The 20128-nt window shown below is 36.5% G+C and carries 21 protein-coding genes and 1 pseudogene; 10 read left to right on the top strand and 12 right to left on the bottom strand.

The genetic code is table 11. The annotated features are described in order from the left end of the window. Positions 1 to 65: 65 nt before the first annotated feature. Positions 66 to 485 (top strand): inner membrane protein YiaA, encoded by a 420-nt coding sequence (yiaA, locus tag JSQ81_RS13065; protein WP_371812545.1) that lies wholly within the window; start codon positions 66 to 68, stop codon positions 483 to 485. 640 nt (positions 486 to 1125) lie between these two features. Here the strand turns inward: yiaA and JSQ81_RS13060 are convergent. Together JSQ81_RS13060 and JSQ81_RS13055 are read right to left on the bottom strand one after the other, a co-directional pair. After that, positions 1126 to 2562 (bottom strand): MocR-like pyridoxine biosynthesis transcription factor PdxR, encoded by a 1437-nt coding sequence (locus JSQ81_RS13060; protein ID WP_212604463.1) that lies wholly within the window; start codon positions 2560 to 2562, stop codon positions 1126 to 1128. 76 nt (positions 2563 to 2638) lie between these two features. Further along, positions 2639 to 3643 (bottom strand): LLM class flavin-dependent oxidoreductase, encoded by a 1005-nt coding sequence (locus tag JSQ81_RS13055; protein ID WP_212604462.1) that lies wholly within the window; start codon positions 3641 to 3643, stop codon positions 2639 to 2641. Between the two features lie 129 nt (positions 3644 to 3772). On the opposite strand from JSQ81_RS13055, the gene JSQ81_RS13050 reads away from it, so the two are divergent. Then, positions 3773 to 4417: a DsbA family oxidoreductase gene (locus JSQ81_RS13050; protein WP_212604461.1), complete on the top strand. Its 645-nt coding sequence runs from the start codon at positions 3773 to 3775 to the stop codon at positions 4415 to 4417. A 50-nt stretch (positions 4418 to 4467) separates the two neighbouring features. Here JSQ81_RS13050 and JSQ81_RS13045 read toward each other — a convergent pair whose 3' ends face one another. Next, complete coding sequence (locus JSQ81_RS13045) at positions 4468 to 5418, bottom strand: LLM class oxidoreductase (RefSeq protein ID WP_212604460.1); 951 nt, start codon at positions 5416 to 5418, stop codon at positions 4468 to 4470. Positions 5419 to 5604: 186 nt separating this feature from the next. Here JSQ81_RS13045 and JSQ81_RS13040 point away from each other — a divergent pair, with 186 nt between their 5' ends. The 4 genes and pseudogenes from JSQ81_RS13040 (at position 5605) to JSQ81_RS13025 (ending at position 8328) form a co-directional block, all read left to right on the top strand. Further along, complete coding sequence (locus tag JSQ81_RS13040; RefSeq protein ID WP_212604459.1) at positions 5605 to 6009, top strand: hypothetical protein; 405 nt, start codon at positions 5605 to 5607, stop codon at positions 6007 to 6009. Positions 6010 to 6108: 99 nt separating this feature from the next. After that, a pseudogene (locus JSQ81_RS20065) lies at positions 6109 to 6467 on the top strand (winged helix-turn-helix transcriptional regulator). Positions 6468 to 6653: 186 nt separating this feature from the next. Continuing rightward, entirely contained in the window at positions 6654 to 7106 is a 453-nt protein-coding gene (locus JSQ81_RS13030) for a MarR family winged helix-turn-helix transcriptional regulator (RefSeq protein ID WP_212604457.1), read from the top strand. A gap of 40 nt (positions 7107 to 7146) precedes the next feature. Next, complete coding sequence (locus JSQ81_RS13025; protein WP_212604456.1) at positions 7147 to 8328, top strand: MFS transporter; 1182 nt, start codon at positions 7147 to 7149, stop codon at positions 8326 to 8328. Positions 8329 to 8402: 74 nt separating this feature from the next. Here JSQ81_RS13025 and JSQ81_RS13020 read toward each other — a convergent pair whose 3' ends face one another. Next, positions 8403 to 8846: an Lrp/AsnC family transcriptional regulator gene (locus JSQ81_RS13020; RefSeq protein ID WP_212604455.1), complete on the bottom strand. Its 444-nt coding sequence runs from the start codon at positions 8844 to 8846 to the stop codon at positions 8403 to 8405. Between the two features lie 123 nt (positions 8847 to 8969). Here JSQ81_RS13020 and JSQ81_RS13015 point away from each other — a divergent pair, with 123 nt between their 5' ends. Next, complete coding sequence (locus JSQ81_RS13015) at positions 8970 to 9515, top strand: cysteine hydrolase family protein (protein ID WP_212604454.1); 546 nt, start codon at positions 8970 to 8972, stop codon at positions 9513 to 9515. A gap of 110 nt (positions 9516 to 9625) precedes the next feature. Here JSQ81_RS13015 and JSQ81_RS13010 read toward each other — a convergent pair whose 3' ends face one another. The 3 genes from JSQ81_RS13010 to JSQ81_RS13000 all read right to left on the bottom strand — a co-directional run bounded on the left by JSQ81_RS13010 (position 9626) and on the right by JSQ81_RS13000 (position 11620). Then, positions 9626 to 10189, bottom strand: coding sequence for a beta-class carbonic anhydrase (locus JSQ81_RS13010; RefSeq protein ID WP_212604453.1), 564 nt, complete (start codon positions 10187 to 10189; stop codon positions 9626 to 9628). 118 nt (positions 10190 to 10307) lie between these two features. Beyond that, on the bottom strand, positions 10308 to 10556 hold the full coding sequence (locus JSQ81_RS13005; protein ID WP_212604452.1) for a glutaredoxin family protein: 249 nt from the start codon (positions 10554 to 10556) through the stop codon (positions 10308 to 10310). A gap of 107 nt (positions 10557 to 10663) precedes the next feature. After that, entirely contained in the window at positions 10664 to 11620 is a 957-nt protein-coding gene (locus JSQ81_RS13000) for a cation diffusion facilitator family transporter (protein WP_212604451.1), read from the bottom strand. A gap of 344 nt (positions 11621 to 11964) precedes the next feature. Between JSQ81_RS13000 and JSQ81_RS12995 the strand changes: the two genes are divergently transcribed. Then, the gene (locus JSQ81_RS12995) at positions 11965 to 12390 is read left to right on the top strand and encodes a GatB/YqeY domain-containing protein (RefSeq protein ID WP_212604450.1); all 426 of its coding nucleotides are present in this window, start codon (positions 11965 to 11967) and stop codon (positions 12388 to 12390) included. Between the two features lie 153 nt (positions 12391 to 12543). On the opposite strand, the gene JSQ81_RS12990 is transcribed toward JSQ81_RS12995, so the two are convergent. From JSQ81_RS12990 to JSQ81_RS12970, 5 genes are all read right to left on the bottom strand, one after another. Further along, the gene (locus JSQ81_RS12990) at positions 12544 to 13602 is read right to left on the bottom strand and encodes a C45 family autoproteolytic acyltransferase/hydrolase (protein ID WP_212604449.1); all 1059 of its coding nucleotides are present in this window, start codon (positions 13600 to 13602) and stop codon (positions 12544 to 12546) included. 128 nt (positions 13603 to 13730) lie between these two features. After that, positions 13731 to 14447 (bottom strand): dihydropteridine reductase, encoded by a 717-nt coding sequence (locus tag JSQ81_RS12985; protein ID WP_212604448.1) that lies wholly within the window; start codon positions 14445 to 14447, stop codon positions 13731 to 13733. 255 nt (positions 14448 to 14702) lie between these two features. Beyond that, the gene (locus tag JSQ81_RS12980) at positions 14703 to 15629 is read right to left on the bottom strand and encodes a VanZ family protein (protein WP_212604447.1); all 927 of its coding nucleotides are present in this window, start codon (positions 15627 to 15629) and stop codon (positions 14703 to 14705) included. Between the two features lie 923 nt (positions 15630 to 16552). Next, a complete protein-coding gene (locus tag JSQ81_RS12975) occupies positions 16553 to 17185 on the bottom strand; it encodes a type 1 glutamine amidotransferase family protein (protein WP_212604446.1) in 633 nt (210 codons plus the stop codon). Positions 17186 to 17260: 75 nt separating this feature from the next. Then, entirely contained in the window at positions 17261 to 18223 is a 963-nt protein-coding gene (locus JSQ81_RS12970; RefSeq protein ID WP_212604445.1) for a helix-turn-helix transcriptional regulator, read from the bottom strand. A 442-nt stretch (positions 18224 to 18665) separates the two neighbouring features. Here JSQ81_RS12970 and JSQ81_RS20240 point away from each other — a divergent pair, with 442 nt between their 5' ends. After that, a complete protein-coding gene (locus JSQ81_RS20240) occupies positions 18666 to 18872 on the top strand; it encodes a hypothetical protein (protein WP_212604444.1) in 207 nt (68 codons plus the stop codon). A gap of 185 nt (positions 18873 to 19057) precedes the next feature. Further along, a complete protein-coding gene (locus tag JSQ81_RS12960; RefSeq protein WP_212604443.1) occupies positions 19058 to 20065 on the top strand; it encodes a hypothetical protein in 1008 nt (335 codons plus the stop codon). Positions 20066 to 20128 lie beyond the last annotated feature (63 nt).

Here is a 20128-nt window from a genome sequence, read left to right as displayed (position 1 = left end):
GAAATATTCAGGTGACTAATGATAATGAAGGTCTATTTAATAGAGACAAAGAGATTGACTCGAAAATGAAAATAGATAGAAAAGACGGAGAACCGACTCCTGCTTTCAAAGGAGCTTCCTTGGCAGCACTGATAATAGGAGTTTCAGCTTATCTTATAGGTTTATTCAATGCAACGGCGATGGAACTGAATGAAAAAGGGTATTATTTCGCGATATTAATATTCGGACTCTATGCATCTGTATCTTTACAAAAGGCAGTCAGAGATAAAGACGAAGGTATACCCGTCACCAACATTTATTACGGCATTAGCTGGTTCGCACTAATTATCGCTATATTCTTAATGGGCATTGGTTTATACAATGCAGGCAGTATTATTTTAAGTGAAAAAGGATTTTATGGCATGGCCTTTGTTCTTAGTATATTTGCTGCGATCACAGTTCAAAAAAACGTCAGGGATACACAGAAAGCTAGAGAAAGAGATTAAGTTACTTCTTTTCTCGTTACAATATATACCCCCGTTCTAAATCTAGAACGGGGGTGGATATTTAGGCTTCTCTGGATATCAAGTTTATACAATTATCCAACGCCATAAAAAGTGGTTGGTTTAAATAACCCCTAATTGGATGGTCCTCGAAAATGTTTTATATTATAGAATTATAACGTATAGAACGAAGAAATTTATTTCTAAAAAGGAGGAAGGCATGAAGGTAGCCCTTATTGTATCAATGATTTTCGTGGTCATTATTTTAGCTATCGGACTAATTTTGACCATATCCGCTGCTAATTCTATGAATAAAAATTACAGTAGTGAAAAAAGTTTGCCTAATTTGCTGTGGATTTATGTTTTATCAATCCCATTTATTGTTATAGTGAGTCTTATAGCTATATTTATACTTCATTAACAACGAAGGACGGTTCGGGCCCAGTGATAAAGCACATGTTTTTTTCGAGTCTCAGGAACCGTCTAAGCCCACTGAAAAAGTTCGTATTTCAATGATACATTCTTTAGATTCTCCCTGTAGACTCTTTGACCAGGGGTGGATTATTCACAATCGTCCCCTAAATTATGTTGTTGACAAAACAATTCTAGGGAATTTCAAACATCACCCGAGAATAAAATACCGTTATATCCCATAACTTCTCAGCGCGTAGACAAACCTTGAAATGCCTTCTTGTATTGAAGCTCCGTTACCTCTTCCATAAGTAAATCGAACGTATCCATTTGTTGAACCCATTATTCTTCCAGGTACAAATGAAACGCCTTTTTTCATGGATTCTTCAAGTAACTTATATTCATCAATTTCGTGATTTATTTTACACCATAAATGAATTCCGCCTTGTGGTACTAAATATGTAACCTCATTTTTAGATAAACTGTCCAATGCTAAAATTAACGCATTCCTACGCTCCCTCAGTTGAATCCTTAAATTTGAAACATGTTTGTCAAATTGAGGGGACTCTAGAAATTGATTCGCTATCCATTGAGGAAAAACACTATGACCAAAGTCAATTTGCTGTTTGCCATCTGACAAACGCTTAATCACTTTTTCTGGTCCAATAATCCAACCAATGCGTAATCCTGATGCAACAACTTTTGATAAAGAACTAATGTATACAACATTTTCATTATCATCCATTGACTTTAACGTGGGTCCAATGCGCCCATCGAATGACGTCAAATTATAAGGATCATCCTCTATTATGGGAATACCGTACTTTGATGATAATTCCAATATTCTCTTTCGACGTTCCAGAGACATTTTTGTGCCAGTAGGATTTTGATAATCAGGATTTAAAAAAAGCATACGAATTCGATGTTTTCTTTGTAAAGCTACAATATCATCAGGATTTAAGCCATATTGATCAACTGGGAGTAATAGCGTTCTAATACCAAATGATTGAAAGATCGGTAAAGAGAATGCGTAGGATGGATCTTCAATAGCTACTGTATCACCTGGTTTTAACAGGCATTGAACGATTAGGTGGATTGCTTGCTGAGCGCCCGATGTAATCAGTATGGAGTTTGGCTCAACAACCATATTTTTATAGGTTTTTACATGTTTACAAATGGTCTCCCGTAATCCCGCATCGCCTAAAGGATGATCGTAACCTAAATGCTCATCAAAAGCATGCTCCTTAAGAATCCTAGCGAATTGGGCGTTAGGTAGTAAATCTGATGAAAGTTCCCCGCTTGATAGGTTAATCATTCCTTTTTGCTCAGTTTCATTACGAAGTTTCTGTACCAACGGAAGATTCGGAATAAATGAGCCATCCTCTACATATCTACCCCAATTGGGAACTCTTTTATGGGTTAGTCCCCATATATCCGTATTTATATAAGTGCCGCTTCCTTTTTTCCTGACAATTAATCCAATCGCCTCTAACTCATCGTAAGCAGTCACAACTGTGCTCCGATTTATCTGTAACTTTTTTGCTAACTCACGTTCAGATGGCAATGGCTGGTCTTGAGATAATTCCCCCGATATAATCCCATTCTCTATTTGTTCTGCAATTTGTCTATACATAGGTTTTTTAATTGAACGGTCTAGTATAAATTCCATTAAACTTCATCCTTTATTTATAAGTTTTCAATATAATAAATTTCGTATTATGCTCATGATGAAATATTTAGTTTTTTCAATGCAATCCAAAAGCCTGCGCCAATAACGCGATTCCTTCCATTCGATTATCGGCCCCGAAGAAATTGGGAATAATGGTAACCTCATCTGCCTGATACAAGTCCGCAACCCGTTTAATTTCATCTCTAACCTGCTCCGCGTCTCCAATAATCATGCGCTTCCGGTTTTGCATGACTTTATCTTTTTCAATAGTACTAATTCCCCGCCTATTTGCGGTTTGCACGGATGGATAATAAGGTGGCGGGTTGTCAGATTCAACAAACAATAACCATAAATCAAAAGCCTTAGCGAGTTCTTCCGCTTTTTCTGCTGTCTCCGCAATAATAGCAAAAACGGCTATCATGACTTTGGGTTTATCAAGTAATCGTGAGGGCTTAAAGTGTTTTCGGTAATGATCTACGGCATCCACCGCTGCTTCAGAAGGCTTAGCGAAATGCGCAAAGGCATATGCTGTCCCACTATCCGCAGCAATCTTAGCGCTACCCATACCTGTCCCCAACATCCACATTTCGGGAATCGTTTCTATGATCGGCGTTGCAATCAGGCTATTGAATCGATGATCTTCCGAAGTATCATCGGTTATAAATTTATTGATGTCCTGCACTTGCTGTTCATAGGACACACGTTTTCCTTTTGTTTCATTCAAAGCGCGATTAACAATTTGATAGCTAGGCGATCTGCCGATTCCCAGATCAATTCGGTTTGGATGCAGTGCTTCTAGCATTCGAAAATTCTCCGCCACTTTATACGCGCTGTAATGCGGAAGCATGACGCCGCCCGAACCGATTCGCATGCGTTTGGTTGATGTCGCTAAATGCATCATCAGCATCTCCGGGCTACTGCCTGCCACAGATAATACATGATGATGTTCCGCTACCCAAAACCGGTGGTAGCCAAGTTCCTCCGCACGCTTCGCCAATTTCGTTGTCGCCAATAACGCTTGACGCGCATTCCTTCCTTCATCTATTGGTGAATAATCCAGTATATTTAACAATGTAACCATTATTATATCTCCTTATAGAAACAATAGTTCGATTGCATCTATTTTACGAACCCAGATGATGAATTACAATGGAACGGATTGGTCAATCCTACAGGCAACACAGGTAGACAATAAACAGGAGGTAATCACATGACAGTTAAGATTAAAATATACTCGGACTATGTCTGTCCTTTTTGTTTATTAGCGAAAAAACCAATGGATGAAGCAATAGAAGGAAAAGACGTGGAAGTTGAATGGATGCCGTATGAGCTGCGCCCCTATCCGAATGAAACATTAAAACCTGAAGAACATTATTTACAAAGCACATGGAAACAATCCGTATTTCCGATCGCAGAACAGATGGGAATCGACATTATTCTACCAAGTGTATCTCCACAGCCACACACCCATTTAGCTTTCGAAGGTTATCAATATGCCAAAGAACAAGGCAAAGGAAATGAATACAACGACCGGATGTTGCGTGCTTTTTTCCAAGAAGATCAAGACATTGGCGATCGTGAGATATTAACTCGATTAGCCGGCGAGATTGGTTTGGACGAAAGAGAATATCGAGAAGCATTGGAAACGAGGAAATACAAAGAAGCCCATCAAAAAACATTGCAGCACGCTTATAAAGCAGCGGGCATTACAGCGGTTCCTACCTTTGTAATCGGTGACACGAAAGTTGCCGGAATTCGTTCCAAAGAAACGCTCGAACAAATTATTGACGATGAAATCAATAGACAAAAACCGGATTTCCCTGAGGGAATAGTGTGCGATAGTGAAGGATGTTAAATGCAAAGACTGAGCGTTGACGCACTCAGTCTTTTTTATACTTATATAATTCATGAGTTTGTTAGGGCAGGAAAATGAGGCACAACTTTCTCTCCCAATTCATGAATGATGGATTCTATTGGTCGTTCTGCAAACTTGAAATTCAAAACAACATGATTGACCCCGACAGATTCCAGCGCCCTCAAAAATTCAATTAAAAACTTATAGCCACTTCGGAATCCTAAATGTATTGGACTAGGGCCAGCATTCGGGTCTTCCAATAAATCTATATAAAGAGATTGAGTGAAAGGATTGAACTCGTCTGTTAGAGACCTCCAATTAGTGATGACTCGCCCCTGATCATTTGGATTACGCGGGTAACTAATCCAGCCGTCGCTATTTTTTGCAATCCATTCCAATGATTGACCCGAATGACCCGTTACAAAAACAGGTATATCTGATAAGGCTGGTTTTGGTAGAAGATCTGCGCCAGTTAACTGGACTCTATTGGTATTGATTCCGGGAAATGAGTTTGCCCAAACTTCTTTCATCACATGAAAAGACTCTTGGAATAATTGTGCTCTATCTTCCCTTTCAACATCATAGGCAGTAAATTCTATAGGACGATCCCCAGTTGCAACGCCAAGTAAGAGCCTTTGTTCCGAAATCTGATCAACTGAAGCTGCAGATTTTGCAAGGTCTAGTGGGTGGCGTAATGATGTGATAACACTTCCTGTACCTAACGCAATTTTTTGAGTATGTGCGGCTACATAGCCAAGAAATACCCATGGATCGTAGATTTGACCGGCATCACCAAAGGAAGGATCGTTTAATGGAACATCCCTGACAAAAAGGGATGCAAAATTAGCTTCTTCTGCCTGTTTCGCGAGTGCTATTTGTTGTTCTAAGTTCATCTCCGGAATACTCCCGCTATAAGATTCCAGCGGAAAAAATAAGCCGAGAGTAAGTTTATTTTCCTCATAAGTTCTTGAATAGCCTCTATGTTTTTCAAACTTTTTCATATTACTTTAAAATGCCCCTTTCAATAATTCGCGTATCATCATATTTAACGACAAACTAATGTACACTTTTCCTCATCATTACATCATACGGTGTTAATTCAAACAAAAAGGCTTTCTGTACAACCACTTTATGGTAATATTGAGGGGAGAAAAAATCAGCAGTGGTTTTTTTAGGGGGATGACAATATGCTTAAAAAAATAAGTACGGGATTAGTAGTTATGTTGGCACTCGTTTTGTTGGCAAGTTGTAAACCATCAGATAAATATGCCGGTGATTGGCATGCTGTTTCAAAGGATGGCGAAAAAGTAAAGATTAACTTTTCAAAAGAAAAAACTATGACTCTAACCGATGAGGCTGGTAATGAAGAAAATTATGAGCTTAATCAAACTGCCGCGGGTTTCCAAAATAATGTCGGTTATTATCGTGTTGAGATAGATAATCTAAGTCATTATGTTATTTTTGAAAACAGAAAAGATGAATCGAATGCGATCCTTGCCAAACAAACGAATGTAGCAAGCGATTTTGAAGATTTTGTTGGCGAAATTATTTATACGATGAACCGGGATAGCTATCCAGATGAATTGAGATAGTAAATCTTATCCAATTGGATATTGAATCAGATTCAGGCCTTAATGATATATCAAACTGCGATAGACTAGTTAAATACTTTAGAAAAGGACTGAATAACACTGGTTTCAAAAACAATAACACTAGAGAACGATTTAAATCTAGCATTTAAAATCAGAAAAGAAGTATTCGTTGAAGAACAAGGTGTACCATTGGAAGATGAGTTTGATGAATTCGACAAACTTAATGAGCATTCTGAACACATTTTAGTTTATTACAATGAACTACCAGTAGGAACTGAGTAGGAACTGGACGGGTAAGATGGGTTGATGGTCTCGGAAAGTTGGAGAGAATTTGTATTCGTGAGGAATATCCACAAATTCCTCCAAAGGTTGAATATAGCCTGACTGAAAAGGGGCAAACGCTTTGGCCGATTATCCAGACGATGTGCCAATGGGGAGATCATAATAAGGAAACATAAAAGAGAGAGATTCCGGGTATATATTCCATAGTTGAATTGCTCCTGAAGAATCAAATAAAAAAAGTTCCAATCATCGGTATTTGGTGATCGGAACCTTTTTTATTGTTGACAAAAAACTCCTTAACATATAAAATACTTTTTGTTAGTTAAGTTCAGTTTACTTAACTGAACTAGAAGGAGGATATTATGCTTTCAAATCATCAAAAAATGTTTAAAGAACTGACTGTCGTTTTTAGTGAATATTACTTGAATTATATTTTATATAATAAAAACGCACAAAAGTTCAATGCTTATAATTTAACAGCACAGCAAGATACGATTTTATTTTTTTTGAAGGACAATCCACGTATTACAGCAAATGAAATCGCCAAGAAATTCGCAATTTCTAAAAGTGCGGTGAGCCAAGTAATATCGAAGCTAGAAGCACTAAATTTTATCAAACGTGAGGTCAACCCAAATAATCATCGCGAGTTTTTCATCGGATTAGCAGAAGAAGGTCTCGCTTATCAGGCATTGAGCGTAGAAGCAGATAAAGAATTTATGACGAAGCACTTCGCTGACATCGATTTAGAACAATTGCAAAATGTATTACAAACAATGAAGAAAGTGAATGCATCCATTTCATCCTCCGACAAATAGGACCATGAATTGTTTGACAGTTAAATAGAGGTAATTAATTATGAATCAAAAAGAGAAAGTGTCTATTGCACTTGCTTTATCTAGTTTATTTATTGCTTTTATGGGGATAGGACTTGCCGCACCAGTTATGCCATCAATTGCGAAGGATCTAAGTTTAAGTGGTGCCATTGTCGGTTACTTATTTGCTGCGATGGCATTTGCGCAGTTTCTTGCTTCCCCTTTTACAGGTGTATGGGTCGATTCAATCGGCCGTAAAAAAATGATGATCCTCGGTCTTTTGTTATTTTCATTTTCAGAGGCACTGTTCGGTTTTTCAAATGAAACGTGGCTATTATTTGTGAGTCGTCTACTTGGCGGTGTGGGTGCCGCCTTCATTATGCCTGCTGTTGTTACTTATATTGCCGATAAAACGACGCTAGCGAATCGTGCAAAAGCGTTAGGTTACCAATCGGCTGCGATTAGTTTAGGATTTATAATTGGACCAGGAATTGGTGGATTTATTGCAGAGTTTGGGATACGCGCACCTTTCTTCTTTGCTGCTGCCATATCCTCGATTATGGCCATTGTTATTTTCCTTGTAATGGACGACTCGATTTCAAAAGAGCAGCTACAAAAAAATCGTGCATCCGCTGTACGACCAGCGTTTATTCAGGAGTTTAAAAAATCTTTTCAACCACAGTACTTCACACCACTACTGGTCGTGTTCGTTCTGGCGTTTGGACTGGCTGTTTATGAAATGATGTTTAGCTTATTCGTCGATGAAAAGCTTGGCTTTACGGTCCGTGATATTTCAATCATTATTACGATCGGTTCAATCGCTGGGGTTGTCGCTCAAATTTTATTCTTTGATAAGATGGTCAATGCAATTGGGGAACGAATGCTGATTAATTTAACCTTGTTATCCTCTGCTATTTTTATCTTTATTTCGATTTTAATAGAAGGTTACTGGATGATGATCATCATTACGAGCATTGTATTCTTCTCTGGTGATATTTTACGCCCTGCTGTGACATCCTTTTTATCAAAAATTGCTGGGGAAAACCAAGGGTATATTGCGGGCATGAACTCTGCTTACACTAGTTTAGGTATCATAATAGGACCGATTATTGGCGGTATATTATTTGATATCAATATCGATATGCCGTATGTATTTGCCGCAGTTGTGCTTGTGATCGCGTTTGTTATTTCAAGTAGAAAATTAAAGAAACTCAATCTCAATTAAACTTACTTAAAAATTCGCTATCTCATGAGATAACGAATTTTTATTTTATATTCAAATCACTGGTCGTAATCATTTTATCTTGTAGCATTCAACAGATGTTGTTGTTTAATCTCTTTTATCGATAAATGTACAGCATAATTCCCATACTCGAGAATTTTATCAAGAAAGAGATTCAATTGTTCTTGAGAGTTCACTTTGACTTTTATATGGTAACAGCCTTCTCCTGACACACGATGAACTTCCACTGCCTCTTTGCAATCATTCATTAATCGTATAAATGCATCATGGTTTGTTGTTTTCATATAAATAATGATAAACGCTGTATAAGTAAGCCCCAATTTCATTTCATCAACGATTAGCGAGTAGGCTTTAATTACGCCACTATCTTCCAGTTTTTTTATACGATTCCCCACCGCTTGTCCCGTCATATGAATTTGTTCGCCTAAGTCTTTCCATTGAATACGAGAATTTTCCGATAATAACCGAAGGATCTGAAAATCAATGTTATCAAGTTCCATAATACATTCCTTTCACCGTGAAATTTTTTGAGCTGAAAGTGTTTCGCCAACCTATCGTTAAAAATCAATATACGAGTTATGATTATAGTGTACCAAAATACTTTCAGGTGAGGTGGGAAAATAATGAGTACAGCGCTAATTATTGTAGATATTCAAAATGACTATTTCCCAAACGGAAATATGGAATTAGTTAATCCAGATAAAGCAGCTGCTAATGCAGCTAAAGTTCTTGAATGGTTTAGACAGAACAACAATGAAAATATTTTTCACGTTCAACATATCGCAGCTGATCCAGCTTTAGGATTCTTTCTTCCGGATACGGAAGGTGCTGAAATACATGAAACTGTTCAACCTTTAGAAAACGAAAACCTTATCATCAAACATTTCCCGAACAGCTTTTTACAAACTGACTTGGAAAGCAAACTAAGAGAAAATGGCGTAACCAAGGTAGTCATTGTTGGTATGATGACGCATATGTGTATTGATGCAACAGTCAGAGCGGCAGTGGATCTAGGCTTTGAAACAACTCTTATTGAAGACGCATGTGCGACAAGAGATTTATCTTATGAAGGTAAGGACGTGCCAGCTGAACAAGTTCATAATGCGTTTGTCGGTGCACTTAACGATATGTATTGTGCTGTAACTTCAACTGAGAATTTCTTAAAATAAGAATCTTAACCTTAAATATAAAAGGCATTCGGGAATACGCTTATTCCCAAATGCCTTTTTTTCGTTTTTCCTCAAAGAATTATGCGTATCGTTTTCCTACTTGTCGTAATTTAGACGGTAACATCGTCTTTTACTACCACATCCAACTTTCCCGTTTCTGGGTCAATCACTAATCCGTGGACAGGTGTTCCAATTGGGAGAAGGGGATGTTTCTTGATCATACTTACGCTATTACGAACGCTATCTTCTACATTTTCAAAGCCTGCTAACCATTCCTTGACATTAATTCCCGCAAACTCCAATGTGTCAAAAGTTTGTTTAGAAATCCCGCCTTCTTGCATTTTCTTAATCGTTTCAAGTGAATTTATATTGTCCATACCACACCCATGATGCCCGATTACACAAACCTCACTTGCTTTTAGTTCGTATAATGCCACTAAAATACTCCTCATGGCACTGCCAAACGGGTGGGAAATAACGCCACCGGCATTTTTGATAAGTTTAACATCCCCATTGCGAAGGTTCATAGACCGGGGTAATAGTTCGACTAATCTTGTATCCATACAGGTGACAATCACCATTTTCTTGTTTGGGAATTTTGTTGTACGGAAGGCCTCATACTTTTTGTCTTCAACAAATTGTTCATTGTATTCTAAAACATCATCAATCATCATATAAAAATCCCCTAACTTTCTATGTACTTGTTTTCAACGAACCACTTCCTTAAATTCCTTTTCAACAACTTCCAAGTAAGGATAACTCTATATTAAATAAATTGTCAAATATCCTTTTTCAAATTTCACTTTTAGCATTTATTGCTGTCAATATACCCACTGGGTCAAATCCCGAAATCCATTCTCCGTTTATATTTGTTTGTGGAACCGTAAGTCTTTTTGTTTTCACAATAAGTTTTATCATGGCAATTGGATTGATATCCACATTTATTTCATTAAAAGGTATATCCAAATCATTTAGAAAGTCCTTCACCATTCGACATACAGGACATTGCGTATTAGTATATACCGTTACGTTATGCTTCATTTTACATCCTCTTCTCCGATTGACCGTATGATCATCCCAAGTAAAAAACAGGACAACCATTAAAAGTTGTCCTCATGTTTATATGGAAAGACATTTACTTTTCTAATTTAACCTCCACCTTTGATTTCATGATGGCGATGATCTGATGTTTCAGCCTTCATTTCACATAATATCGAATCGTCATGCCGATGCGCTGACGTTTCCAATTGAATTGTTACATGCTGAATACCTTTATATTCAAGATCATGTTCAATTTTATGAAGCAATTTCTCACTTTCTGCAATTGACATTTTATCATCGACAACTGCATGGCAAGAAAGTGCATTTAAGCCACTTGTAATCGACCAAACATGTAAATCATGAACACTTTGAATTCCTTTTGTTTTTTCGATTGTTTGAATCACTTCGTTTATATCTACATTTTGCGGTGTACCTTCCATAAGCACATGTAGGCTAGATTTCGATACGTAATAGCCACTTCGTAAAACCAGCGCAGCTACGACAACACTCGCTAACGGATCTGCCCATCCCCATCCCAAAAACATGATTAGCAGTGCAGCCACAATAGCCCCGACAGAACCAAGCATATCACTTATTACATGCAAGTATGCCCCGCGCATATTCAAGTTCTCTTCTACATCCCCTCCACGCATCATAATCCAGGCAACTAGAATATTAACAGCTAGGCCAATGCTACTGACAATCAACATGCCTGTTGTTGCTACTTCGGGCGGATTTGAAAAACGCCTGATTGCTTCATAGAAAATAAACAAAGCAATGACAATTAACGTCGCACCATTTAACACGGCAGCTAAAATTTCAAAACGTTTATAGCCAAATGTCTTACTTTTAGTCGCTACCTTTTCTCCTAACTTAAATGCAATTAATGCAATCGCTAACGAAATTGCATCACTTAGCATATGACCGGCATCTGCTAAAAGGGCAAGGCTATTTGTTAAGTAGCCCCCTATGACTTCTACAATCATATAAGTTGCAATGATAAAGAATGATATTAATAACACTTTCTTATTCGCGCCATGTGTATGGTCGTGATGATGTCCCATATGAATCCTCCTCTATTTGTAGAAGTTGTTCCCGGGGAAAGGACAGCGCTTTAAAGGTTTGTTATTTATTTTCAAAAACATTTATACAATCATGTTTATAAAGCGCCTTATTCACATCGTGTCTTATTGTATTATGACCAGCCGTAGGACATTTATCAATCGCTATAAATTAGACGCATAAATACCTTTCAGCAATAGGAAAAGTCGCCTTTAATTGCCTAGAATCATAACCAGTATATAATCCGGAAAAATTCGGACATCAGCGTACATGGTCAATCTTCATTTATTGCTTTTCACATGTTCCTCTTCTATACTTTTAAACACTAATTGGAGGGGATACAAAAATGTTAAAAACAATTGTATTCGAAAAACTAAAAAATGCCATGAGAGAAAAGGATACGCTCGCAAAAGGAGTACTGACATTAGTAAAAGCAGCACTCGATAGCGCAGAAAAGGAAAAAGGTGCAGCTCTTTCAACCGAAGAAGAAGTGGCAATCGTCAACCGCGAAATCAAACAGACCAATCAAGCGCTAGAAGGCGCACAAAAAGCAAAACGCGAAGATCTAATAGAAAAAGAAGAAGCGAAATTGGTTCTGCTTAAAAGCTTTTTGCCTGCACAACTGAGCGAAGAGGAAATTGTAACAACATTGACAGAAGCAGGAATCACCAAAGGCATGAACATGGGAGAAGCCATGAAAATCGCAAAACCATTACTTGCCGGAAAAACAGACGGTGGAACAATGTCAAAAGTTGTGAAAAGTTTAATTTAATTGTCTTGCAAAGTGACAGTTATCCAACATCCAAAAAAACATGTTATTTTCAAATAAACACCTTTCGACACAATACTAAGTTTAAAAATACTACAGTTGAAGAAAAAACGCCCGTTAAACTAGTGGATTAGTTTAACGGACGTTTGGCTATGCCTAGGAGTCGTAAATTCGATCCATATTGACAAAAGGTGTATGATAACTAAGCATACCTTTGATTTGTTTAATATTTATTCTTTCACCATCTAAAAAGCGACTAAAATCAAAGATAACTGGCATTCGATTGCCACCAATTGCAAACAAAGCCTTCTTTTCTCTTGGAAGATAAGCAGATGTGTGTATTGTTCCCGCAGAAGCATCATATTTGCTAGAAAATATCTCTTTTTCTTGATTGTTCAACTGTTGATATGCCTCATACACATCTAGATTATCACTTAGCTGACTTTCCAATACTTTATGTCTTCTTAAAGAATCATCTGTACGATAACGGTTTTCTTCTGTTAAAACTTCAAAATGATTCGTACTAATATTCGATCTTCTAGCAATCACCTGTCTTGGCGAGGCTTCTACAACAAATGTTTCACCACTAGGATCCACCAATACATAATTAAATGACGTACGATGGGGAATTTCTTTCAATAAAGTGATCGCTTCCTCTACATTGGCACAAGTTTCTAAAATAATCCGGCCAATCATATTGCAGACAAATCCATTTTCCGAGCCCACCCGGTTAATAAAATTGTAGCCCATTGCAAGCCCTTTTTCATTCATCCCGTCGGTACGTCCTGTGATTTGCATGGAAGGACCAATCGTCGCATATCCCGTATCTGTTGGCTGATAAATGACATACCGCCCTTCGTAGTAACCAGGATGACTGTCATAATTTCGAATCATAAATTTGGATCCTGTTAAAATAGAGCAGCCACTTTCCTCATAATCGACATAATAACCACCAAATTCCCTAAATGCATCCTCCATTGTCAAATTGAATGCATCAGCTAGCCCCTGTAGCTCATCTAACATACTAGGAAGAAATTTGGAAAATAGTTGAATCGCCTCTTCTTCATTTATAGCAAAATGACGTTTTCTCTTTGCTGCCCATTGTTTTTCACGGTTAAATAAGATCGGAGACGCCATTAACAACTCCCCTTGCATATAACCGAAATCATAATGAGTTCCTCTGAACTGAACGACATCACTATGATAATGATTCATATACACCATCTCCTCGTTATTGAATGATTCAGCGCTACGTTCCCCCTGCAAACGTCAATTTTACTGTAAAATGACAAAGGGTATATATATGAATCAGTTACATTTAACTGAAGTAAATGTTGTCCCACTTAAATTGACAAATCGGATGATAAAAACTCAGGCAGTTGTCGAGCATGCTTGTCGAGCATAATCTGATCCGGTTTGATGCCCTGCTCAAGCAGTACTTCAATGTTCTGAACGAGGAATTCGTCGCTGCCGACAACATAGAAGAGCCCATCCTTGTCTGCGGCTAGATTTTTTACTTCTTCATAGTAGTCTTTACGATTATCGACGAACTGCGATGCGAACTTCTTATCGGGTGCGGATTCAAAAATATTGGTGAACAAGAAATCTTTTGATGAATCAACATTCAGGGAATGAATTTTATTGACGTTGTCAGCACGTTCGAAATAATCAAGTACAAGCGGTCTGAATGTTGCTAGGCCGACACCTGATGACAGCAGGTAAACATTTTTATCTTCTCTTTTTAGCGGTACATTCGAATGCGTTTTAAAGATGGCCATTTCATCGCCTACGTCAAGATTTCTTAAAATTGCTTTAAACTCAGAGCACTGCTCTTTGATGCGTGTTGTGATACCGATTGAATTTTCGTTTGGTAAAGTTGAGATTGACATATGGCGAATCAGTCTGCGGTTCGGTTTATCCCCAGCATTAAAACCTTCCAGTGCCAAGTGGATGTGAGCACCTTCTTCCCATGTATAACCTTCCGGACAGTCGAGCAGGAAAGTTTTAACCTCAGGCGTTTCTTCAATAATCTTATTTATTTTAGTCCAATATATTTGCATTATATATTCCCCTTTTTTCAATTATTTGTATTGTTACTATCTACCATACAGTAATTGATAACCGTTCTCAATTAAACGAATTGTTTAATGTGGTTAGACAATAAAATTGGAGCCAACCTTTTTATGAGTTATTCGGCTTTATTCAAAAGAAGAAATAAGAAAAGGTGCAATATATAGCGGATGGGAGAGAATACAGCAAGCAAACGGGGATGTTATGAAAAATCATAACATCCCCTTATAGTATTTATTAGATTGTTAATGCCACCAATAATTCATTTCTTTAAATGTAACATCCCATACCTTTACATTCCCTTTAATTGTGATTGTAAGTTCATTTACCTTGTCGATATTAAATTCGGAAGAGACTATGTCACGATATTCTTTGTCTATAGAATTGGTTTCAATCTCTTTCCCATCAACGGAAACAATTACTTCACCATAATAGTCACTAGCACTATCTGGAATCCCATAGTTTAAAGAAAGCACAACATCTTTACCCCCAAATTCATAGGTGAATATTTCCACATTATTGCCTTCGCTACCATACAAGTTTATTTTTGGTTCAACTTTTTCATGTCCAATTTCGAAACTTTGGAGACTTCTATCCATAGGAACGTTTAAGTTACTCTCTAGTTCATTTAAAGCTACACTTGGTCCTTCTTTTTTTGTGAACGCTTTGTTTAGCAATTCCGAAAAACCGATTACGCCTATTGAAAGGATTACAACAGACATAACAGTGACAAGAAGTTTTTTCCGATTACTCTTAAAACGAAATCCGATTTTGTATGCACAAAATCCTACTACCGCACCCAGTGAATTCACGATTGCATCATTTATATCAAAACTACCGAGATAAGTTAGCATTTGCACAGTTTCTAGTATAAGGATTGACAAAAGAAAAAATGAAATAAATCTAAAAAAATTACAGCGATATAGCATAGGGATCAATATACCAAAAGGAATAAATCCTGCAAAATTACCTATGTCAAAAAACCGAAAATGTGTAAAATCCGATAACGTTGGGAATCTCAATTGAATTATATTCGGTATTAAATTAAAACGATATTCATGAACTGTTATTGCCGCACCGGGTCTACCAACACCAAAAAACAAAAAGTATAAGATCAAAGCTGTATAGATTATTAATATGGTAAGGATTAGTTTATGTTGCTTTATTCTCATAATATCCCCAATCTTAATAAATAATATATAGTTTTATAAATATAGCATTCAGCATAAGGAATGTAAATATTGGCATAATTATGTTTTATCCTTACTATGAATTTGGAACTCCTACTAATTTTATGCAATACTAATAGAACTAGCATTTCATCACAACAATAGATAAGAAGAACATGCGGAAGTTTGATAGTGAATCTATTTGGGTCTTTGAAAAGGAGGCGTTCAGTGTGACTAGAATAACGACGAGAATTAGAAAACCCTCTTTATTTATGCGATAATAACCGAACTTATGTTTTACAGAAAGGGGTGTTTTTTATGAGCGTCGCCATACTTTTATGTGGATGATTAAGGTCAATCAACGTTTAAGTTTAATAGAAAAGCGTTGAATCCTTTATCAGGCAAGGAAAGTAGACCATATTTACGTTGGACTTTTTAATAAAAATAGTCGAACATGAAAAGTTCACTTTAGCAAAAAAAGCTAGTTAGAAAAAGATTCTTCGGCGCTCATTTTTCATAAAAAGATATTAATTTTTTAGTTACAATAAAAAAAGTTACTATTAGATTTGACCCTTACGCAACGTAATGATTTATAGTGAAGTTACCAATAAAAAGAGAGGATTATGAAACAACATTGGAAAGTGTGAGAACTTGCAAAGTAAACAGGATTAACAGTAAATATCAATAGTAAAGTGGAGAAAATATTATGACAGCAACCTCTTTACTTTGACTACATGTCTTCAGAGTTATCATAATTAAATTACTTATTTTATGACAACAGGTAAAAAGAATGAGAGATCAAGTTGCATTTATACTGCTTTTTAAGGTCTTTATTTTAAGTTATATACAAAAACCATGCTTAGACATCGTCTAAAGCATGGTAACTATTTAAACTAATATCAAACTGCTAAGTTGATTTTTTTAGTTCATCTACTTATTGAATTCATTAACTGGAAGAAGTATTCAGGTTTATAAGTCTTATTTAGGTTATACCATGAATGCAATGTATCTGGTGCAAATACATCTATTTTTTTCAGTACCTCCATCGCAAATTCCAGAGGAGCTATTCCTGATGCAGTAACTAAATTCGCATCAGATACCGCAGATCCCAACTCGTAGAATTTTTCTCCTTTATAGTTAGGACATACCATTTTAGTATATTCTAAGTTATTACTTGTATGCTTTCTAGTATCTAAGTATCCCATATTCGCGAGGCCCTCAGTTGCACCACAAATTGCAGCAACAATAGTGCCAAGCTTTAAAGCTTGACCAATTCTTTCCAAGATAGGTTGATGAATTTCTTCACTCCAAGTAGTCCCTCCTGGTAAAATTAAAAGATCTTTACTCTCAAGCGTACATTCATCAAGGGAAATATCTGGTTTTATGCTCAGTCCTCCCATAGTAGTAATCATTTCTTTATTAGCTCCTACTGTAATTACTTTTAAAGGCGCTAAATCTTTTTTGAAATATCTTCCTGAGTTTAGTTCAGCAATTAAATATCCATATTCCCAGTCCGACATTGTATTAAATACATATAGAAAAACTTTTTTTGTTTGCATCCAATAACACTCCAATCACATTTAATATAGCCAAATATAACATAACTTCCCTGACACCTAGCGTCAGGGAAGTTATCAAATTTGATGAAATTTTATTAATTCCGACAAAACTTCAACCAGCCTCTTCTTAAGACTGGTTGGCTCAATAACTCGAATAGATTTACCGTACGGTAAAAGTAAATTAGGTACATATGTATGTATCACATCTTTTTCAAGGAGAAATACTGCTTGATTTGAAGTCCACTCTTGTAAATAATGTCCTAAAAACCAATGTTGACAAATATCACCCAATGCCCTTTTATCTCCATTAATAACCAAAGAAATAATCCCTTCCTTATCTTCCATAGTTGGAACAAGGTTTTTCATAAAAAAGTCACGTGCTGAAAAATTTTCTGGTCGGTTAAACTTATTTTCAGCTAACATTAGATTTTCCATTCGATCTATTCTAAAACTACGGATATCATTCCTAAGATGACAAAATCCAATCACATACCACTTATTATTCCAATAAATAATCCTGTACGGATCCACCAATCTATACTTTGATTGCCCTTCGCCACTTTTATGGTATAGAATTTTTACAGAGTATCCGTCAGCTACGGCCTGCTCCAACTCCTTCAAAAAAGGTTCCATAGCGGGGGGACTTAATCGACTTATTACTTCAAGACTAGTTAAATGTTGATTTATCTTTGTTTCCTGCTCTTGATTCGAATATTTTCTTAGCTTTGAAATAGCCCTATTTAATGCTTCATCTCCATAATATCCCGCTTCTTCTGCAAAAATAGCAGCGTGAAATAGCGAGGTTTGCTCCTCAAAATCAAAAAAAAGAGGAGCTTCAATAAAATTGTCCAATAAAGTATATCCACCATTATGTCCTGCGTCTGAAATTATAGGTACACCACTTATTGAAAGTGTATCAATATAACGATATACAGTTCTTATATTTATCTCTAACTTTTCTGAAATTTGTTTTGCAGTAATTTTTTCACCTGAACTAAGCATCCATAGAATTGCTAGTAAATTATCAGTTTTAGCCATAGAAATCCGCCTCTATATGGAATTTATTATCTACTATATAAGTTTATATCCTTTGAGTCAATTTCATAATCGACTCAGCTAACAATAAAATGTCTTACTTGATTGACTTTTCAATATAAATCGTCCAAACTAAAGACAAGAATACACGTTCGCAAAATTAGGATTTTGGAAGTGAATTCTACGGAATCTAAGAACGCCTATCGTCTTTACCCATCCTGCCAAATAAGTACGAGTATAAAGTTTCCTATGATAAGGGAGTCCAGTTCAACTTTATCAAAAGACTGTTCAATAACTGTTCAATAACCCTTCCATTACCACTATTTTGAACTGCTGCGATTGCGATCGTGAAGGATCTAATATTTTCTACTCCATTTACTACATGACAGGTGTGAAAAATAAGACGATCAAGCGACTCTGGATTAACTCTTTGGAAGCTGATAAAGTGCGAAAAGGTTTTAATAACCTTCAAGACAACAAAAAAGACTTGTTGCTTTATCATGAAGCAAAAACACGCCAGATTAGCGACTGGCTTGTTGGGATGAACGGCAGTCGTCTCTACACCCTCCTACTTCAACAGAAAGGATTTGGTGAAAGTCTTTCAATTCGACGAGTGCAATTGTATCCTTCAAAAATTACGGGTATAATTTAGAGTTTTGATAGTGATAGACTTGTAAGAACTCCACCCATATTTGTTTGGGTGGAATTCCAAAAAATAAGATCTTTTTTATTTTTTTGTATGTGTTTTTACTTTCAAAGTAGAAAAACTAACCATATGAAAATTGACTTAGAATAAATATAGTTATTTGTCTGAATATACTTTGAGGAGGAATTAAAATGAGTATATCGGTAAAAACGAGGAAAATTCTTTGGGGGAAATCCGCAAATAGGTGTGCTATTCCTAATTGTAGACGTGAGCTCGTTATGGATGAAATAGAAACCGATGATCCATCTATTGTTGGCGAAGAATGCCATATCATAGCGAAAAAAGATGACGGACCGCGTGGGAATCCTAACTTCCCCGAAGAACAAAGAGACTTGTACGCTAATTTAATATTAATGTGCAATATTCACCATAAAGTCATTGATGATCAAGAACAATTCTACTCGGTCGCCAAGCTAAAAGAAATAAAAAGGGATCACGAAGAGTGGGTAAATAATTCACTGAATATAGATGAAATCAAAATGAGAGAAGAATTAATTTATTCGGATTATATTGATGAATGGGTAAGAAGAGTAGATTTGGATACCTGGGATATATGGACTTCATGGTTACTGGGATCTGGACAACCTCAGTTAAATAAGCAGAAACTCAACGAGTTAGAGGAACTAAAAAACTGGATATTCACAAGAATTATGCCTAATACATATATCGAATTAGAAAATTCCTTTGAGAACTTTAGAAGAGTTCTCCAAGATTTAATTAATACCTTTACTCATCATTCTATCGAAAGAAACGGTGAACTTTACACTGAAAAGTTTTATAAACTAGACCGTTGGGACCCCGAATTAAATAGTAAACTACACAAAGAATATATGTTTCATGTTGATTTAATAATGGATTTAACTACCGAACTAACCCGAGCAGCTAATCTTATTTGTGATCAAATAAGAAGATACATACTTTCCGATTTCCGATTGGAGGAAGGAATTCTTGTTATCACATCTGGCCCATATATGGACTTTTCACTTAGGACGCATAAGGTGAGATACGCTGGTGATCAAAGAACTGGGATTCCTTATAAAGATCTTAGTACGTTTAAAAAAGAGAGGATAGACAGAGATTTTAGTTTTGGGGCTGGATCTGATGTAGGGGAAGCAATAGAATTGGGCATCGAATACTAATAAATAGGTTCAATAGTAAGGATTCTAAAAACCATTCACCCTAATTTGGAAACATAAACACAC

Source organism: Sporosarcina sp. Marseille-Q4063 (assembly GCF_018309085.1).
In the GTDB taxonomy this organism is placed as follows: Bacteria; Bacillota; Bacilli; order Bacillales_A; family Planococcaceae; genus Sporosarcina.
The sequence above is the reverse complement of the archived record's forward strand: the minus strand, read 5'-3'. Positions and strand labels throughout refer to the sequence as shown.

What these genes read in the sequence shown, in the direction of transcription:
- yiaA (WP_371812545.1), top strand. Translation starts at nt 66, where the DNA reads ATGAAAATAGATAGAAAAGACGGAGAACCGACTCCTGCTTTCAAAGGA.
- JSQ81_RS13060 (WP_212604463.1), bottom strand. Translation starts at nt 2,562, where the DNA reads ATGGAATTTATACTAGACCGTTCAATTAAAAAACCTATGTATAGACAA.
- JSQ81_RS13055 (WP_212604462.1), bottom strand. Translation starts at nt 3,643, where the DNA reads ATGGTTACATTGTTAAATATACTGGATTATTCACCAATAGATGAAGGA.
- JSQ81_RS13050 (WP_212604461.1), top strand. Translation starts at nt 3,773, where the DNA reads ATGACAGTTAAGATTAAAATATACTCGGACTATGTCTGTCCTTTTTGT.
- JSQ81_RS13045 (WP_212604460.1), bottom strand. Translation starts at nt 5,418, where the DNA reads ATGAAAAAGTTTGAAAAACATAGAGGCTATTCAAGAACTTATGAGGAA.
- JSQ81_RS13040 (WP_212604459.1), top strand. Translation starts at nt 5,605, where the DNA reads ATGCTTAAAAAAATAAGTACGGGATTAGTAGTTATGTTGGCACTCGTT.
- JSQ81_RS13030 (WP_212604457.1), top strand. Translation starts at nt 6,654, where the DNA reads ATGCTTTCAAATCATCAAAAAATGTTTAAAGAACTGACTGTCGTTTTT.
- JSQ81_RS13025 (WP_212604456.1), top strand. Translation starts at nt 7,147, where the DNA reads ATGAATCAAAAAGAGAAAGTGTCTATTGCACTTGCTTTATCTAGTTTA.
- JSQ81_RS13020 (WP_212604455.1), bottom strand. Translation starts at nt 8,846, where the DNA reads ATGGAACTTGATAACATTGATTTTCAGATCCTTCGGTTATTATCGGAA.
- JSQ81_RS13015 (WP_212604454.1), top strand. Translation starts at nt 8,970, where the DNA reads ATGAGTACAGCGCTAATTATTGTAGATATTCAAAATGACTATTTCCCA.
- JSQ81_RS13010 (WP_212604453.1), bottom strand. Translation starts at nt 10,189, where the DNA reads ATGATGATTGATGATGTTTTAGAATACAATGAACAATTTGTTGAAGAC.
- JSQ81_RS13005 (WP_212604452.1), bottom strand. Translation starts at nt 10,556, where the DNA reads ATGAAGCATAACGTAACGGTATATACTAATACGCAATGTCCTGTATGT.
- JSQ81_RS13000 (WP_212604451.1), bottom strand. Translation starts at nt 11,620, where the DNA reads ATGGGACATCATCACGACCATACACATGGCGCGAATAAGAAAGTGTTA.
- JSQ81_RS12995 (WP_212604450.1), top strand. Translation starts at nt 11,965, where the DNA reads ATGTTAAAAACAATTGTATTCGAAAAACTAAAAAATGCCATGAGAGAA.
- JSQ81_RS12990 (WP_212604449.1), bottom strand. Translation starts at nt 13,602, where the DNA reads ATGAATCATTATCATAGTGATGTCGTTCAGTTCAGAGGAACTCATTAT.
- JSQ81_RS12985 (WP_212604448.1), bottom strand. Translation starts at nt 14,447, where the DNA reads ATGCAAATATATTGGACTAAAATAAATAAGATTATTGAAGAAACGCCT.
- JSQ81_RS12980 (WP_212604447.1), bottom strand. Translation starts at nt 15,629, where the DNA reads ATGAGAATAAAGCAACATAAACTAATCCTTACCATATTAATAATCTAT.
- JSQ81_RS12975 (WP_212604446.1), bottom strand. Translation starts at nt 17,185, where the DNA reads ATGCAAACAAAAAAAGTTTTTCTATATGTATTTAATACAATGTCGGAC.
- JSQ81_RS12970 (WP_212604445.1), bottom strand. Translation starts at nt 18,223, where the DNA reads ATGGCTAAAACTGATAATTTACTAGCAATTCTATGGATGCTTAGTTCA.
- JSQ81_RS12960 (WP_212604443.1), top strand. Translation starts at nt 19,058, where the DNA reads ATGAGTATATCGGTAAAAACGAGGAAAATTCTTTGGGGGAAATCCGCA.